15 protein-coding genes are annotated in these 17,489 nt (G+C 53.7%); 3 read left to right on the top strand and 12 right to left on the bottom strand.

Features of this window, described 5'->3' with window-relative positions:
* Positions 1-2: 2 nt before the first annotated feature.
* Positions 3-2,237: a DNA gyrase/topoisomerase IV subunit A gene (locus ACI6NM_RS02415; protein WP_262426658.1), complete on the bottom strand. Its 2,235-nt coding sequence runs from the start codon at positions 2,235-2,237 to the stop codon at positions 3-5.
* Between the two features lie 88 nt (positions 2,238-2,325).
* The gene (locus ACI6NM_RS02410; RefSeq protein WP_022272645.1) at positions 2,326-4,245 is read right to left on the bottom strand and encodes a DNA gyrase/topoisomerase IV subunit B; all 1,920 of its coding nucleotides are present in this window, start codon (positions 4,243-4,245) and stop codon (positions 2,326-2,328) included.
* A 309-nt stretch (positions 4,246-4,554) separates the two neighbouring features.
* Between ACI6NM_RS02410 and ACI6NM_RS02405 the strand changes: the two genes are divergently transcribed.
* A complete protein-coding gene (locus tag ACI6NM_RS02405; protein WP_022272644.1) occupies positions 4,555-5,097 on the top strand; it encodes a chromate transporter in 543 nt (180 codons plus the stop codon).
* Positions 5,097-5,681, top strand: coding sequence for a chromate transporter (locus ACI6NM_RS02400; RefSeq protein ID WP_262426681.1), 585 nt, complete (start codon positions 5,097-5,099; stop codon positions 5,679-5,681). The genes ACI6NM_RS02405 and ACI6NM_RS02400 overlap by 1 nt, the downstream gene beginning before the upstream one ends.
* Positions 5,682-5,796: 115 nt before the next feature.
* On the opposite strand, the gene ACI6NM_RS02395 is transcribed toward ACI6NM_RS02400, so the two are convergent.
* From ACI6NM_RS02395 to ACI6NM_RS02355, 9 genes are all read right to left on the bottom strand, one after another.
* The gene (locus ACI6NM_RS02395) at positions 5,797-6,762 is read right to left on the bottom strand and encodes a DUF4340 domain-containing protein (RefSeq protein WP_262426657.1); all 966 of its coding nucleotides are present in this window, start codon (positions 6,760-6,762) and stop codon (positions 5,797-5,799) included.
* Between the two features lie 212 nt (positions 6,763-6,974).
* A complete protein-coding gene (locus tag ACI6NM_RS02390) occupies positions 6,975-7,271 on the bottom strand; it encodes a type II toxin-antitoxin system RelE/ParE family toxin (protein WP_262426656.1) in 297 nt (98 codons plus the stop codon).
* 86 nt (positions 7,272-7,357) lie between these two features.
* Positions 7,358-7,519 (bottom strand): hypothetical protein, encoded by a 162-nt coding sequence (locus ACI6NM_RS02385; protein ID WP_262426655.1) that lies wholly within the window; start codon positions 7,517-7,519, stop codon positions 7,358-7,360.
* Between the two features lie 108 nt (positions 7,520-7,627).
* Entirely contained in the window at positions 7,628-9,847 is a 2,220-nt protein-coding gene (locus ACI6NM_RS02380; protein ID WP_262426654.1) for a DNA topoisomerase III, read from the bottom strand.
* Between the two features lie 12 nt (positions 9,848-9,859).
* Complete coding sequence (locus tag ACI6NM_RS02375) at positions 9,860-10,912, bottom strand: GNAT family N-acetyltransferase (protein WP_316451084.1); 1,053 nt, start codon at positions 10,910-10,912, stop codon at positions 9,860-9,862.
* Between the two features lie 19 nt (positions 10,913-10,931).
* The gene (locus tag ACI6NM_RS02370; RefSeq protein ID WP_022272638.1) at positions 10,932-11,969 is read right to left on the bottom strand and encodes a M42 family metallopeptidase; all 1,038 of its coding nucleotides are present in this window, start codon (positions 11,967-11,969) and stop codon (positions 10,932-10,934) included.
* A 33-nt stretch (positions 11,970-12,002) separates the two neighbouring features.
* Positions 12,003-14,057, bottom strand: a complete 2,055-nt coding sequence (gene recG, locus ACI6NM_RS02365; protein WP_262426653.1) for an ATP-dependent DNA helicase RecG — start codon at positions 14,055-14,057, stop codon at positions 12,003-12,005.
* An 81-nt stretch (positions 14,058-14,138) separates the two neighbouring features.
* On the bottom strand, positions 14,139-15,815 hold the full coding sequence (locus ACI6NM_RS02360) for a DAK2 domain-containing protein (RefSeq protein ID WP_262426652.1): 1,677 nt from the start codon (positions 15,813-15,815) through the stop codon (positions 14,139-14,141).
* Between the two features lie 14 nt (positions 15,816-15,829).
* On the bottom strand, positions 15,830-16,186 hold the full coding sequence (locus ACI6NM_RS02355) for an Asp23/Gls24 family envelope stress response protein (protein WP_022272634.1): 357 nt from the start codon (positions 16,184-16,186) through the stop codon (positions 15,830-15,832).
* Between the two features lie 257 nt (positions 16,187-16,443).
* Between ACI6NM_RS02355 and rpmB the strand changes: the two genes are divergently transcribed.
* Positions 16,444-16,629 (top strand): 50S ribosomal protein L28, encoded by a 186-nt coding sequence (rpmB, locus tag ACI6NM_RS02350; RefSeq protein WP_158357099.1) that lies wholly within the window; start codon positions 16,444-16,446, stop codon positions 16,627-16,629.
* 170 nt (positions 16,630-16,799) lie between these two features.
* Here rpmB and ACI6NM_RS02345 read toward each other — a convergent pair whose 3' ends face one another.
* Entirely contained in the window at positions 16,800-17,489 is a 690-nt protein-coding gene (locus ACI6NM_RS02345; RefSeq protein WP_022272632.1) for a P-II family nitrogen regulator, read from the bottom strand.

The raw sequence follows: 17,489 nt of genomic DNA, 5'->3' as shown, positions 1-17,489 counted from the left end.
GATTATACCCTTGTTTTTGTTCCTTTGCCGTCCCGTTTCGCCATTTTAAGGCGGTTTAAGTGGACTTCTTTTTCTTTATAGACTGCCAGCGGCTCGTTTTCCGGAAAATAAACGTGTTCCAGGCTGTCGCCGTCTTCCAGCTTCATGCCCCGGACGCCGCGGCTGTTCTTTTTAAGCTCTGGGATCTCGTTTATCATGAACCGGAGGAACATGCCCTCCTTTGTCTGTAATACGATCTCTGTTTCCCCGGAAAGGATCCGGATCTCGGCCGCCTGGTCGCCCTCAGAAAGCTTTGTGGCGGCCACCATGCGGTTGGCCGTGAGGAATTCCCCGCCCGGAACGATCTTCAGCATAGCTGCCCTTGTGGCAAACAGAAGCTTCTTTCCAGGAAGCTCTGACGCGGGCATGGTCAGAAGGATCCGCTCCTTCGCGCCCTCGAATCTGCTGATATTATCCAGGGGCACTCCCTTATCCTTCAGTTTTCCCGCCGGTACGTCGGCAGCCTTCACCTGATACATGGATCCGGTGTCTGTAAAGAAGCAGATCCTGTCATCGGTCATAACAGGAACTGTTTCCACATGCTCCGCCTGGACGGTCTCCGGATTCCTCTCATAAACGGCTTTTTCCAGAAGCTTGCAGTAGCCGAACCGGTCCATGGCAAAGATCATTTCCCGGGCCGCCTCCTTTTCCTCCTGGAATACGATCTCTTCCCCGTCCTCGATCACGGTCCTCCGCTCCACAGAGAACTCCTCCCGGATCCGGTCCAGATCCTCCTTGATGACCGCATCCATGTTTTTCTGGCTGGACAGGATATGGCGGTATTCCCGGATCCTTTTTAAGGTCTCCTTATACGCCTTCTGTAAAGCCAGGATCTCCAGGCCGATGAGCTTATAAAGCCGCATTTCCAGGATCGCGGACGCCTGGCGCTCTGTAAAGCAGAGCTTTTTCGCATCCTCCTCAAAGCCCGGGGAGCGGAATTTAATATTGGCGGTATTCCCTGTCATCAGGCATTCTTTGGCATCCTTTAGGTTCCTGGAGCCCCGGAGGATGGCGATGATCACATCGATCACGTCGCAGGCCCCGATGAGGCCCTCCTGGACCTCCTTTTTATCCAGCTCCTTCTCCAGAAGAACGTTATATTTTTTCGTCATGTTCTTATACTGGAATTCCAGGAACGTGTTCAGGATCTGCTTTAGGTTCATGGTCTCCGGCCGGCCGTCATCGATGGCCAGCATGTTGACGCCGTAAGTATCCTCCAGCTTCGTCTTCTTATATAAGATATTCCGTATCTTATTGACATCCGCGTCTTTTTTAAGCTCCAGGACGATGCGGATCCCTTCCTTGCTGGACTGGTTGGAGATATCCACCACATCCGGCAGCTTCCGGCTCTCCACCAGCTCCGCCACATCCGACAGGAACTTATTGATCCCTGCGCCGATCATGGTATAAGGAATCTCGGTGATCACCAGCTTATCCCGGTCCGCCTTCCTGCGGCCCAGCTCCACCTCCACCTTTCCGCGGAGGCGGATCTTTCCCGTGCCTGTCTCGTAAATGGACAGGAGATCCTTTTTGTTGGCGATGATGCCGCCGGTGGGGAAGTCTGGTCCGGGAAGATACTCCATCAGATCCTCCACCGTCATCAGCCGGTTGTCAATGTAGGCCTTCACCGCATCGGCCACTTCTCCCAGGTTGTGGGGCGGGATGCTGGTGCTCATGCCCACGGCGATGCCCTCGGCTCCGTTGATCAGAAGGTTGGGGACCCGTACCGGCAGCACCTCCGGCTCCTTTTCCGTCTCGTCATAGTTGGAGACGAAGTCCACGGTCTTGTCCAGATCCTTTAAATAAACTTCCTCTGCAAATTTTTTCAGCCGGGCTTCCGTATAACGCATGGCGGCGGCCCCGTCTCCCTCGATGGAGCCAAAATTTCCATGGCCATCCACCAGGGCCATGCCTTTTTTAAAATCCTGGGACATGACCACCAGGGTCTCATAGATGGAGCTGTCGCCGTGGGGATGGTATTTACCCATGGTGTCTCCCACGATACGCGCCGATTTCCGGTGGGGCTTATCGTGATCCAGATGGAGCTCGCTCATGTCGTAAAGCACGCGCCGCTGCACCGGTTTTAAGCCGTCCCTGGCATCGGGGATGGCCCTGGCAGTGATGACGCTCATGGAATAATCCAGGTAGCTTTTCTGCATCTCCTCGGAATATTCAGTCCTTAATATTTTTTCAGCCATTGTCAGGCTCTCCTTCTTTCCTGTTTTCCATTTCTCCGCATGGGACCACCTGTTCCTTCCGGTCCCTCATGCCGTTCTGCCCTGCCCTTTAGGCGTCGATCTCCGCCTCATCGGCGTGGTCGTAGATGAATTTTTTCCTGGGAGGAACGTCGCTTCCCATTAAAAGCTCTGTCACCTCGCTGGCCATCCGGGCATCCTCGATCTCCACCCGCTTGAGCACCCGGTTCTCCGGGTTTAAGGTCGTCTCCCAGAGCTGGTCCGCGTCCATTTCACCGAGGCCCTTGTACCGCTGGAGGGTAAAATCTCCGGAATGGGTCCTTTTATATTCCTCCAGGGCCTTGTCGTCATAGAGGTACCGCTCCTCTCCCCGTTTGGGGACCACTTTATAAAGAGGCGGCATGGCGATATAAACGTGGCCGTCGTAGATCAGCTCCGGCATGAACCGGTACAGGAAGGTGAGCAGAAGCGTATCGATATGGCTTCCGTCCACGTCCGCATCGGTCATCAGAACGATCTTATCATATTTTAATTTGGTGATGTCAAAATCGTTGCCGTAGCCCTCGGAAAAACCGCAGCCAAAAGCGTTGATCATGGTCTTGATCTCCGCATTGGCAAGGACTTTATCCATAGAGGCCTTTTCCACGTTTAAGATCTTTCCCCGGATGGGCAGGATCGCCTGGTACTGGCGGTTCCGGCCCATTTTTGCCGATCCTCCGGCAGAATCTCCCTCGACGATGAAGATCTCGCATCTGGACGGATCCCGGCTCTCGCAGTTGGCCAGCTTTCCGTTGCTGTCAAAGGAAAACCTGGATTTTGACAGCATATTGGTCCTGGCCTTTTCCTCTGCCTTCCGGATCTTTGCCGATTTTTCTGCGCAGGCAATGATGGATTTCAGAACCTCCAGATTCCGGTCGAAGAAAAGCTGCAGTTCCTCGCCGCAGATGGAAAATACGGCCTTTGTAGCGTCTGCGCTGGCCAGCTTCGTCTTTGTCTGGCCCTCGAAGATGGGATCCGGGTGCTTCACTGCCACCACTGCCGTCATTCCATTCCTGGTATCGGCCCCGGTGAAGTTTGTGTCCTTTTCCTTAAGGATCCCCAGCTCCCTTGCGTATGTATTGATCAGGTTCGTAAACCGGGTCTTAAAGCCCACCAGGTGGGTGCCGCCTTCCTGGGTGAAGATGTTGTTGCAGAAGCCCAGAACGTTCTCTTCAAAGGCGTCCACGAACTGGAAGGCCGCCTCTACCTCGATATTTTCAACGGTTCCCTTAAAATATACCGGCTCATGGACCGCTTCTTTCCCGCCGTTCAGCTCCCTTACATAGGCCACGATGCCGTCGGGCTCAGAAAATATCAGGCTTTCCTCCTCGCCTGGGCGGCGGTTTTCATAGCGGATCGTCAGACGGGGATTTAAATAGGCCGATTCATGGAGACGGCTTTTGAGCCAGTCGGCCTTGAAGCGCGTTTTTTCAAAGATCGCGGGATCCGGGAGAAAGTTGATCTCCGTTCCCGTTTCCTTTGTGCGGCCCAGGACAGGCAGAAGTCCGTCCTTTAACTCCACTGTGGGGATCCCCTTTTCGTATGCGTCAAAATGGATATATCCGTCCCTGTATACCTTAATGGACAGCCGCTCCGACAGCGCGTTCACCACCGATGAGCCCACCCCGTGGAGACCGCCGCTGGTCTTATAGGAATCATTATCAAATTTACCTCCCGCATGAAGCGTGGAAAGCACCACGCGCTCGGCGGAAACGCCTTTTTTATGTAAACCCACCGGGATTCCGCGGCCGTTGTCCCTTACGGTACAGGAGCCGTCGGCCTCCAGAGCCACCAGGACCTCCGTACAGTATCCCGCCAGGTGTTCGTCCACTGCGTTGTCTACGATCTCATATATTAAATGGTTTAAGCCTTTTGTGCCAACGCTTCCAATATACATGCCAGGCCGCTTCCTGACGGCTTCCAGGCCCTCTAAAACTGTGATACTGTCAGCATTATACTGTACTTTCGCCATGAAATACCTCCAAAATTCTTATGGCACGGCCGTCATATCCCGCGCCGTTTCCTGTGATCCATAAAACATAGTCCCACCCATTATACACTCACCCGGAGAGATTTTGCAAGGCTTTTAGCGAATCCATGTTCGATTTATTGTATCCGCCCAGCCGCGCATCTTTTTGCCTGCCCGCAGCGGACAAGGAGCGCCGGGCGTCTGCATGGACGGCTTCCTTTATGGAATGGATAAGGATTTGTATATTGATTTTTTTCCTTTTTCTGTTATATTAATATTTGGTCTTATTTTTAACAAAAAAGGAGAGTTACTATGAACAAACTTCTTGATCTCTTCCTTACCTTTGCCCGCATCGGCGGCCTGACCTTTGGCGGCGGCTACGCCATGCTCCCGATGCTCCAGAAGGAAGTCGTGGAAAAGCGCGGCTGGGCTTCGGAGGAGGAGCTGATGGACTACTACGCCATCGGACAGTGTACACCGGGCATCATTGCGGTGAATACGGCCACCTTTGTAGGTCAGAAGACCGCTGGTATCGCCGGAGGCATCATCGCCACCCTGGGCGTTGTATTCCCGTCCCTGATCATCATCACGATCATTGCCGCCTTTATCCAGAACTTTTCCGATCTGGCCATCGTCCAGAACGCCTTCGCCGGCATCCGCGTCTGCGTCTGCGTCCTGATCTTCAATGCAGTGGTAAAGCTCTGGAAAAAATCCGTCATTGACAAGCCGACTCTGGCAGTTTTTCTTGTTGTCTTTGCCGGATCCGCGTTCTTTAACCTGTCTCCGATCCTGTTCGTGATCCTGGCCGCTGTGGCTGGCATCCTTTTAAAGAATAAGGAGGTACAGGCAAAATGATGATCTATTTACAGCTTTTTTTTGAATTTTTCAAGGCCGGGCTTTTCGCCATCGGCGGAGGAATGGCTACGCTTCCCTTCCTCTACGATATTTCCGACAAGACCGGCTGGTTTACATACGGACAGCTTGCCGACATGGTGGCCATCTCCGAGTCCACCCCCGGCCCCATCGGCGTCAATATGGCTACCTATGTGGGCTTTACCACAGCTGGTATCCCTGGTTCTGTGATCGCCACTTTGGGCCTCATCACTCCGTCCATCATCATTATCCTGATCATCGCAGGCTTTTTAAAGGCCTTCAAGGATAATAAATACGTCCAGCACGCTTTTTACGGTCTGCGTCCGGCATCCACCGGTCTCATCGCCGCCGCCGGATTTTCCGTATTCGCGCTGATCATGTTCCATAAAGACGCTTATGCGGCGTCCGGGAATATCCTGGATCTGGTAAGCATTCCCAACCTGGTCCTTCTGGCAGTGCTTTACTATTTTACCGCTGTCTGCAAAAAGACCAAGGGGCTTCATCCGGTGGTTTTCATCGCTGCATCCGCTGTCATTGGTATTATCTTCCAGTTTGGCGGTGTGTAAGCCTTCTTCCGGCTCCTGGAGCCATTCTGCTGTACGCAGGTATTCATAAAAGCCGCAGGCCTGGCCTGGAGATATCCTCTCCGCCAGAGCCTGCGGCTCTTTTTTCTTTCGCTTTTTATTTCGTATTCTGTATGGAGTTTTGCTCCTCAGTCAGGTTCAGAAGATCTCCGATGACAGCGGCGTCCACAATGGCGATCATATTGGAGCCTTCCATCTGGAGATACCGTTTTTCACCCATAACATCCACGAAATTCCCCACATAGACCGTCAGGGACTCTGTGTTCCCGCCGTTGGAAAATTCCACATCCAGCGTCATCCTCTGATCCTCTGTAAGACCCGCGGAGGTCAGCTCCGGTCCGGTTGCATGGAAGGAGGCGAACTCCTGGGGCTTTAAGGCTGTCATTCCAGCTGCGATCCGGGTCATGGCCTCTGTATCCGCCGTCTTATAGGAAACGGTCTTTCCATCTACAACAGTCACGGCCTTTATAAGATCTCCGGCCGAAGCCGTAAGATCCAGGCTGTCCCGGACCACCAGGCTGTCATAATCAAAGACCAGGGCATCCAGAGCCTCTGGCTTTATGGTGTATATATTTTCACTTTCCTCAATGGTCATATAATAGTTTCCGTCCGGATCTGCATCGCCAATGAAAAGATATTTTTCTCCCTTTTCTCCGTCTGTGATATAAACGGAGTGATCCGCGTCATCCAGACCGTACTGGTCCAGATCCCCTGCGTTCTCCACCTCTGATACGGCACGAAGATTTAAAAATACATCCGCCATGGCCTGGAACCGCTCCTGGTCAATGGGGATCTCCTTATCTGTGGCGTCCTGCCAGACACCGTCCTCCATCTTAAACAGCATTTCCGCCTCCGGGCTGCTGTAACAGAAGTCAATGGGCTTTTCCAGAGCCAGGACCGGGATCTCCGCTCCGGTCATATCCGCCGAGAAAGACTCGTCCCGCAGTTCCTTAAATTCCGTCTGGGGAGCCTCCGAAAAAGAAGCCTTTCCTCCGGAACAGCCTGCCAACATCAGTCCCAGAGCCATCACCACGGCTCCCGATACGATCTTTTTCTGTCTCATATTTTTTTCATCCTTCCATATTTAAAATTCGATCATGCCTGACCAGTATATCACAGCTTTGTGTCATCTTTGTGAATCCTCCAGACATTGTACCATACTTCCCTCATATTTCAATACCCGATCCTCTTTTTCTTCCTCCGCACAGCCATCTCTGCGGAGGATTTTCCTGCGTCATGGACTGCTTAACGTAAACGCATATCTGCCGGAGAACTTTATCCGCTGATACATCCTTTTTCCTTTCCAACGAAAAAGGACAGCCCGTTTTTTGGGGCTGTCTTTTCCGTATAATTTTTTACGAACAACTGGCGATAATTGCCGTTTGCATAAGCCCCAGCGCGTCGGACCGCTCCGCGTTCCGGTAACTGTTCCAGACTAAAAATCGCACTTTCCAGTTCGTCAGCCATATTTAAAGCGGTATCAGGTTCTAACAGATTTTCTGCAATATAGGTATAGATACCGTCCAGATCACGATAAGCGCGGGCATAGAGTTTTACAACATATTTATTCAAAGTGTTTCCTCCGTAAAGAGGAAAGGGCTTCCCTTGCTCCAGTTATAAATTTTTTGCAATGTCCTCATTTAAAAAGAGCCCGACGCCTACTCGGCGTCAGACTCCATATCTCTCATACAAAAGCATCCAATTACCGCCAGCCCGAATCCCAGGGCTCCGCATATATACGATATGTGGGAAACCGATGGCACTGTCATTCCCAGAAGAATGATCCCCAGTCCAAGGATCTGGTATTTTACTCCTCGCATGAAAGCCCTCCTCTCCATCTATCTCAACTGTGGATTTCTTTCTGCTTAAAGTATACTACAATCCGCTGTCTGATAATATAGATATTTCCGAAATAATTTCTTACGATTCTATTGCTTCGGATCCAGCTTAAGGCCAGCCAGGGCTTTGGCAAAGGCGTTATTCACCGGCTCCTCCGCTTCCTTCCTCTGCTGATTCATGTACCGGGCCACGTCTCTTTTGGACACGCCTGCCCCCTCCTTCTTCCTCCGTTCCTGGAAGGCGGAAAGCTTCTCCTTATGGCCGCAGGAGCATACAAAGATCTGTCCGTCGCCCTTTCCCCGCAGCTCCATCCGTTTATGGCACATGGGGCATCTGGCGTTGGAGGTCCTGGAAACCGTTTCCCGGTATCCGCACTCCCGGTCCTGGCAGACCAGCATCTCGCTGTTCTTTCCCTTTACCAGCAGCAGGTTTTTTCCGCACCTGGGACATTTTTTACTTGTCATGTTGTCATGGCGGAATTTCCCCTCTCCCCGGCGGATCTCTCCGGTCAGCTCCTCCGAATAGCTGCGGATCTCGGTCATGAACGCGGTCCTGGAAAGCTCTCCCCTGGCGATCCTGGAGAGCTTCATTTCCCAGTCTGCTGTCAGCTCCGGCTTTTTTAAGTCCTCCGGCACCAGCTCCAGAAGCTGCCTGGCCTTGGAGGTCAGAAGGATGTCCTTCCCCTTCTTCTCCAGAAGGAAGCTGGAAAACAGCTTTTCAATGATATCTGCCCGGGTCGCCACAGTACCCAGGCCTCCGGTCTCTCCCAGAGTCCTTGCCATGGCCTTATCCTGGGACTCCATATAAGCCACTGGATTTTCCATGGCGGAAAGCAGGGTGGCCTCGTTGAAGTGAGCCGGGGGCTTGGTTTTTCCTTCGGTCATGGCAAAGGAAATTCCCTGGAGCACGTCTCCCTCCTTAAGGTCCGGAAGGATCTGGCCTGCCGCAGAGCTTCCATCTCCTCCGGCATCCTCTGGATCCGCCTCTATGCCTCCATCCAGATTTTCATAAACAGCCTTCCATCCGGCTGTCTTTATGACGTTTCCGTGGGCCGTGAACAGCTCCTCACCGGCCCTTACGGTGATCTCCGTCTGCTCATATTCACAGGGCGGGTACAGGACTGCCAGGAAGCGGCGTACCACCAGGTCATAGATCCGCCGCTCGTCGATGGTCATATGGGTCAGGTCCACAAACTGCTCTGTGGGGATGATGGCGTGATGGTCCGATACCTTCTTATCATCCACAAAGGAGGGCTTTGCAGGCAGCGGCTGGTTTATGAGCCGTCCCGCCAGGACCCGGTACGGGCCCACGGAGCATGCCTTTAACCGTTCCTTTAAGGTGGGGACGATGTCCGAGCTCAGATACCTGGAGTCTGTCCTGGGGTACGTTAAGACCTTATGGTTTTCATAAAGCCTCTGCATGATGTTTAAGGTCTCCTTGGCTGAGTAATCGAACCGGCGACTGGCCTCCCGCTGGAGCTCCGTCAGGTCGTAAAGCAGGGGCGCCATGGTCTTCTTCGGCGTTTTCTTCACCCGCTCCACCACAGCCTGCTTCCCGGAGAGCTCCTTAAGGATATTCTCGATCCTCTCCTTCTGGAAGGAGCTTCCGCTGCCGCTCTTTTTGTCCTTCCAGGCCAGGGTGAGGCTGCCTGCCCGGCCGCGGATCCCGTAATAGGGCTTTGGCACAAAGCGGCGGATCTCCTCCTCCCGGCTGGCGATCATGGCCAGCGTCGGCGTCTGGACGCGGCCGCAGGAAAGCTGGGCATTGTATTTGCATGTCAGCGCCCGGGTGGCGTTGATCCCCACCAGCCAGTCGGCTTCCGCCCGGCACATGGCGGCATCATAAAGGGGCTCATACTCCCTTCCGTCCTTCAGATGGGCAAAGCCCTCCCGGATGGCCTTATCGGTGACCGAGGAGATCCAGAGACGTTTTAAAGGCTTTCTGGCCCCGGCCTTCTTAAGGATCAGCCTGGCCACCAGCTCCCCCTCCCGGCCTGCGTCGGTGGCGATGATGATCCCGCCCACATCCTTCCTGTGGATCTGCTCCTTTACGGCATTATACTGCTTTGCCGTCTGCCGGATCACCTCCAGTCTGAAGGTCTCAGGCATCATGGGAAGATCCTCCAGCTTCCATTCCTTATATTTTTTGTCGTAGTCCTCCGGGTCTGCCAGGGTCACCAGATGGCCCAGGCCCCAGGTGACGATATATTTTTCGCCCTCCATGGCCCCGTTTAACTGCTTCTGGCATTTTAAGACCCTGGCGATATCCCTGGCCACGGACGGCTTTTCTGCGATCACAAGTTCTTTCATTCTGCGGCTCCCTTACTCTGTCTTCTGGGAAAAGATCTGCTGGAACAGATATTTTCCGCTTTCCGTCCGGAAGATCCTCCGGAACACGTCCTCCCGTGTCTCCGGGAGGGCTCCCTCTTCAAAAAGGTTCACTAAAAAGTCAGCCTCCACCAGGAGCTGGTAATCCATTCCGTCGATGTCCGTATACGTGTGGTGATGGCCCACCAGATAGGATACTCTTTGTATGACGGTTTCCGGCCATCCCTGGGAGGCCAGCAGCTTTTCCGCCTCCGGGGGACCTTCGATCTCCTGGTATCTTCCTGTGTTGCGGCCATATTTTTCTTCCGATCTATGGATCCCGATGTCGTGGACGATGGCCGCGGCCTCCAGGATCTCCTGATCCTCCTTCTTAAGCCGTTCCATCCGGCCCATGAGCCCAGCGTATTCATACACCTTGGTGAGATGCTGGATCCGTCTGGCATCTCCGGCGTCGTACCGGATCATGGCCAGCAGGAGACGGTCTGTTTTTCCCGGCCCATCCGCCGGACATTCCAGCTGCCGGTCGTAGGGCTCCTGCCTTACATGCTCCTCCATGACCTCCTCTGCATCCACACAGCCCATGGATTCATAAAACCTCTGGGTCTCCACCGCCGAATGGGAGGAGATATAGAGCTTTTCCGCCCCATGGTCCCGGGCCCAGTCCTTTGCCAGTAAAAAAAGCTGCCGTCCGGCCCCATGTCCCCTGAGATCCTCAGATACATGGAGGCTGGTCATATCCCTGTACTGGCCCCGGCTTCCCATGTGTCCGCCTTCTACGGACACAAACCCTTTGAGGATCCCCGGAAGTCCCAGGGCCTCTGCCTGGAACGCCCCGTATACGGCCCCGTTTCCATCTATGGTATCCTTCAGGCACTGCACCAGAAAATCGTATTCCTCCCGGCTCCAGTCATCAATAAAAGGGGCCGGTTCGATCACCCACCGGCCCTCTCTTTTACGGTAACAGTCCTGTACCGTCTGATGTCTTATGAAGTCCTGGAACAGCTCCGGCGTCAGCTCATGCTTTTCAAGTCTCCGATACTGGATCATCCCAAAACACTCCTTTTATTTATCCCAGATATGCTTTAATAAGACGGAAGGTATTCTCCACCCCGTCCACATGGCTTCTCTCATAGCCGTGGGAGGCGAACACGCCCGGTCCGATGAGTCCGTGGCGGATATCGTTTCCGGCCTTTAAGGTAGCCTCCACATCGGAGCCGTAGTGGGGATAAATATCCACGGCAAAATCAATGCCATTTTCCTTTGCCAGACGGATCTGGGTCTTTACCACGTCATAGTTATACGGTCCGCCGCTGTCCTTGGCGCAGATGGATACCTGATGCTCTGTGCAGGAAAGTCCCTGGCCTACACAGCCCATGTCCACAGACCATGCCTCGGTCACGCCCTGGGGCACCGGAGCACAGCCGCCGTGGCCCACCTCTTCATAGATGGTAAAGTGCAGGTAGATCCGGCGCTTTGTGGCCACCTTCTCGTCCTTCAGATATCTGGCATAGCCCATGAGGATGGCGGAGGACAGCTTATCATCCAGGAAACGGCTCTTGATGTAGCCCTTTTCCGTCACACGGAACCGGGGCTCGAAGCAGACATAGTCGCCGGCCATGATCCCCAGGGCCTCGGCGTCGGCCTTCGTCTTTACATCCTCGTCCAGGATCACCTCCATCACATCCCAGGTCCTGGGTGTGGTCCCATAGCTTCCGTTCACATGGACCGACGGGTTGGCAAGCTGGCAGGTTCCCTCATAAATGCCGTTGAATTTTGTGATCACGCGGACGTTCTCCGCCTCGGCATTGTTGGCCTGCATCCCGCCGATGTTGGTAAGCTTTAAATGGCCGTCTGCCTTGATCTCATGGACCATGGCTCCCAGGGTATCGCAGTGCCCCTCCAGTAAGATGGCGTCATTCTCATCCTCTCCGCCCAGGTCTGCGATGACGCTGCCCTTTCCGGTGCGGTATGCGTGATAGCCCATTTTTCCGAATTCGTCTAACAGATACTGGGTCACGCCCTCTCCATAGCCCGAGGGGCTGTCGATATTGATGAGGTTTTCTGCCTGTTCCAGGATGTAATCCACGTATTTTTTATTGTCCATAGTACCTTCTCCTTTTTTATTTTCTATGTCCCATCATAGCATAAGATCGCTGTTTATGCAATGAAGGTCCAGCCGCTTTTTCAGCTCCGCATGCTCTGGGGCGGAAAGCTCCGGATCGGTCTTAAGGAGCTGTTCCACATCCTCGGAGACCTTCTGTAAGGTCACAGCGTCCGTATAAATATCTGCCAGCTTAAATTCCAGGTCCCCGCTCTGGCGGATCCCGAAAATATCTCCCGGCCCCCTGAGCCTCAGATCCTCAGATGCGATGAAAAAGCCGTCGTTGGATTTATTTAAGACCTCCAGCCTCTGGTTTTTTCCCTTATCCCCGGAGGCGTTGACCATGATGCAGTAGGACTGGTCCCCGCCCCGGCCCACACGGCCCCTCAGCTGGTGAAGCTGGGCCAGGCCGAACCGCTCGGCGTTTTCGATCATCATGACCGTGGCGTTGGGAACGTTGACCCCCACCTCCACCACTGTTGTGGACACCAGGACCTGGATCTCTCCCCGGGCGAAGGCCTCCATGATCCCGTTTTTTTCCTTTCCCTTCATCCGGCCGTGGAGGTACTCCACCCGGATCCCGGGAAGATTTTCCCGCAGGACCTTTGTATAATCCAGGACATTTTCTGCCTGGATCATCTCGCTTTCCTCCACCATGGGACAGATCACATAGGCCTGACGGCCCTTTTCCACCTCTCCGGCGATGAACTTATACGCCCGGCCCCGGTAGCTGGTATCCACCACACAGTTTTTAATGGGAAGCCGGTTGGCCGGAACCTGGTCGATGACCGAAATGTCCAGATCCCCGTACAGGATGATGGCCAGGGTCCTGGGAATGGGCGTGGCGCTCATGACCATCATATGGGGGAAGCTGCCCTTGCTTCCAAGAAGCTCCCTCTGGGCCACGCCGAACCGGTGCTGTTCGTCAGTGATCACCAGGGCCAGCCGGTCATAGACCACCTTTTCCTGGATCAGGGCATGGGTTCCGATGATGATGTCCGCCTCGTGGGAGGCGATCTTTTCATAGGCCAGCCGCTTTTCCTTTGCCGTCATGGAGCCGGTCACCAGCACGGCGCAGAAGGGAACGTCATATTTCCGGAACATGGCCTCCACAGTCTCATAATGCTGCTTTGCCAGCACCTCTGTGGGAGCCATAAGAGCCCCCTGGAAGCCGTTTTCTGCGGCAGAGACCAGCGCCAGGACGGCGATGATGGTCTTTCCGGAGCCCACGTCTCCCTGGATCAGCCGGTTCATGACCTTTCCGCTTTTAAGATCCGCGTAAACCTGCGAAAGAGTCCGCTTCTGGGCCTCTGTGAGCGCATAAGGAAGGGCAGCCTCCAGGCGGCGGCTTTCTGTGTCCTTTTCAAATATAAAGCTGCTCTTTAAGTCCTCCCGGCTCTCCTTAAGGCGGCGGACTGCCAGTAAGAATAAGAAAAATTCATCGTATACCAGCCGCTTTCTGGCAGCCATAAGGTCTGCCTGATCCTCGGGGAAATGGATGTGCTCGATGGCAAAATTATATTCTGCCAGCTCATTGGAAACCCTGAGCCCTGCCGGAAGATAATCCTTTTCCATGACCCGGAGGCTTAAGGCCTGCTCCATGGCCGAGGTGATGGTCTTATTGCCCAGCCCCCTGGTCTGGCCGTAGACTGGCTGCATCCGCTTTAGAAGTGTTTCATAGACCTCTGGCCGGTACATCTGGGGCTGCTCCATCACCAGACCGTTTTTTTTCCGGCTCACCTTCCCCCGGAAGATATAGCGGCTTCCAGGCTTTAAGGTGTTTTTCAGATAGGGCATGTGGTACCACACCAGCCGCAGCTTTCCGGTCATGTCGCTGATGGATGCCGTCACCATGGATGCAGAGCCGAAATGATGGCCCGAAGCGCCGTTTTTTAAGCAGCCGTCCACAGCCATGACCGCTCCGTCCTCAAGGTCTCCCATGGGCTTTGGCTCCTCAAAGGTATCGTAGCCCCTGGGATAGTAATGGAGCAGATCGTCCACAGTCCTTACGCCCACCTTTTCAAACAGCTTTGCTGTTTTTTCTCCGATGCCCTTTAAGGTCTCCACCGGCTGCATATTATCTGTATTCATATTTCCAACCCTTTAAAAAACGCCGCGTACCGGCCCGTATCCCGGGCCTCCGCGGCGCATATCCATTGGTTCTGTTCCTTTTTATTCCACAGACAGCAGATAGTAGTAGATGGGCTGTCCGCCGTCGTTTAACTCCACTTCACAGTCCGGGAACTGTGCCCGCACCTGCTCTGCCAGCGTTTCCGCCTCGTCCTCCGTCACGTCTGCGCCGTAGTAGATGCTGATCAGCTCCGCATCCTGGTCCGCCATGCGCCGGATGGTCTCCACGGTGGTCTCTGCCACGGATTCTCCCACAGCCAGCATACCGGAATCCCCGATGCCCATGATGTTGCCCTCCCGGATCTCCATGCCGTCGATGGTGGTATTCCGGACCGCATAGGTGATCTGTCCGGTACGGATCCGTCCCATCTCTTCCGTCATGCTCTCCATATTTTCCTCCGGAGAGGCGTCCGGCATAAAGTTGATCAGGGCTGCGATCCCCTGGGGTACGGTTTTTGAGGGGACCACCAGGATCTTCTTATCCTCCACCAGGCTCTTTGCCTGCTCTGCCGCCAGGATGATATTCTTGTTGTTGGGAAGGATATAGATCACGTCGGCATTGACCTTATCAATGGCGTTTAACATATCCTCGGTGCTGGGATTCATGGTCTGGCCGCCTTCGATCAGATAGTCGGCGCCGATGCCCTTGAAGATCTCTCCCAGGCCCTCGCCGATGGAGACCGCAATAAAGCCGTAGGGCTTTCTGGGCTCCTCTTTCTTCTTCTGTTCTTCCCGTTCAGCCGCAGCCGCCTTTTCTGCGTTCTGGATCAGCCGCTCGTGGTGCTCCTCCCGCATATTGTCGATCTTCATCCGGGAAAGGGAGCCGTAGGTCAGAGCCCTTTCAATGGCAAGGCCCGGGTTATTGGTGTGGACATGGACCTTGACCACATCCTCGTCGGAGACTACTACCACACAGTCCCCCAGGGATTCCAGATAGCCCTTGAAGCTGTTCTCCTCTTTTTCCCCATATTCTTTTTCTACATTAATGATAAACTCCGTACAGTAGCCGAATTTAATATCCGCAGTATCGATCTCTTCCCGTCCGGCTGCCGCAGAACCGGTGTAGCCGCCGGTCTCCACCTGGGCGTCAAAGGGGATCCCCCTTCCTAAAAGGCCGTCCAGGCCGCCCTTCATCACCTGCATGAGGCCCTGGCCGCCGGAGTCCACCACGCCTGCCTGCTTTAACACGGGAAGCATTTCCGGCGTCTGGCTTAAGACGTAATCGCCGTGCTCGATGACCTTTTCAAGGAATTCCACGATATCGTCGGTCTCTGCCGCCAGCTCCACAGCCTTTTCCGCCATGCCCCTGGCAACGGTCAGGATCGTACCCTCTTTTGGCTTCATGACCGCCTTATAGGCCGTCTCCGCGGCTCTTGTGAAGGCGTTGGCAAGGACGGTCACTGTGATCGTATCCTCGCCGGCGATCTCCTTTGTAAAGCCTCTGAAAAGCTGGGATAAGATCACGCCGGAGTTACCGCGGGCCCCGCGCAGGGAGCCTGAGGATAACGCCTTGGCGATGGAGCCCATGGAAGGCTCCTCGATGGCAGCCACTTCCCTGGCGGCGGCCATGATGGTCATTGTCATATTTGTGCCCGTATCCCCGTCCGGAACAGGAAATACGTTTAACTCATTAATCCATTCCTTTTTCGCCTCCAGGTTCTTGGCAGCAGAAAGAACCGCTGTCTGGAACAGGGAAGCGTCTGCGGATTTAATTCCCATGGATTACTTCCTCCTTAATCTATCACTCTCACGCCTTCAACGTAAATATTGATCTTTTCCACCGGCATCCCGGTAAATTCTTCTACTTTATATTTGACATTTTCGATCAGGTTGTCAGCAACCGTGGAGATGCTGACGCCATAGGATACGATCACATGGAAATCAATACTGATTGCATTGTCGTTGACTGTGACGTTGATGCCATGGGTCAGGCTTTCCCGCTTTAAAAGCTTCACAAGACCGTCTTTCATGCTGACCGCAGCCATTCCCACGATTCCGAAGCATTCCACAGCAGTCGTTCCGGCATAAAGCGCGATCACGTCCGTATCGATCAGGATCCGGCCCATTTTATTATTAATACATCCCTTCATAGTCCTGCCTCCATTTCCATTAAAATAAACGCCGGCGCCTGGATCCCCTGTAAAAAAACGTAAATCCGTATGCGCAGTCCCGTCGTTATGCGGCTAGTATACCATAACATACTACCACTGTCCATCTCTAAGAAAAATTTTTTCATAAAAATGAAGTATTTTTTTATTTTTCTCTTGCAAATTTCTACACTTTCTGCTATCATACATGTGTTATGGATTTTTGTATAAATCCCAAGAAGTGTTAAGGAGGTGCAATCATGGCAAAATGCGCTATTTGTGAAAAAGCTGCTCACTTTGGTAATGGAGTAAGCCATTCCCATAGAAGATCCAATAAAATTTGGAAAGCTAACGTTAAGTCTGTAAAGGTGAAAGTTAATGGCGGAGCTCAGAAGATGTATGTATGTACTTCTTGCTTAAGATCCGGTCTCGTAGAGAGAGCTTAATACCTCCGAACCAGATAACGACAAAACCAAGGCATGTGAACCGGAATCCGGTCCATATGCCTTTTTTGTTTTGTTCAGAAAGCTTCCCCCCATGCCAGAAACGGGAGTGTAAAAAGCGGCCCGCCGTGTCTCCACAGCTGACCGCTCCCGTTCCTTATCCGCATGCCTCTTTACGGTTCCTGATCCTCCTCGATCAGCCGCATGCCCGCCGTCTCGGTCACAGGAAGGGAGAATACGATGGCCCTGGCCTTGGTCTCCAGCCCGGCTTTTTCCATGATGCTCGTCATGATGGCATTTTTTCCTTCCTTCCTGGTCACCATAAAGATCACCTCTTTTTCCTTTGCCAGGGAGACTCCGAAAAACTTCTCAGCCTTTTCCGCCCCGGTCCCCTTGGCGTGGATCACGGTCCCGCCCGGCGCATGGGCCGCTCTGGCAGCATCCATCACCAGCTCCGTGTAGCCCTGGTTGGCGATCACCACTAAAAGCTCATACTTTGTATCCTTCAACGTGCTCTCCTCCCCTTTTACGAACCCACGGCCGTCCGTGAGAAACTCAAACTGCTTCTTTCCTCCGATGCTGCTGACGGGAACGATGAACGCGATCCCGCTTCCCGGTATATCGATCTTGATCTGGCGTTCCAGCCCGGTCTTTAACCGCTTCCACTCTTCCCCTGTGACAACAGAAAAGATCACCGCCTTCTCCGCCGCCTCCAGGCCAAAGGCATCCAGGATCTCCGAAGCCGCCGTTCCCCGGCCGTATGTAAGGAGAGTCACCGAAAGACCATACTCCCGGTAAAAATCCAGGAAACGCCGGGCCTGGTTCCGGTCACTGATGGTCGCCATCATATATAATCCGCTCAT

Origin of the sequence: Pilosibacter sp. YYHA0881, assembly GCF_051602715.1 — a bacterium.
GTDB classification, from domain to species: Bacteria; Bacillota; Clostridia; order Lachnospirales; family Lachnospiraceae; genus Alitiscatomonas; species Alitiscatomonas aceti.
The sequence above is the reverse complement of the archived record's forward strand: the minus strand, read 5'-3'. Positions and strand labels throughout refer to the sequence as shown.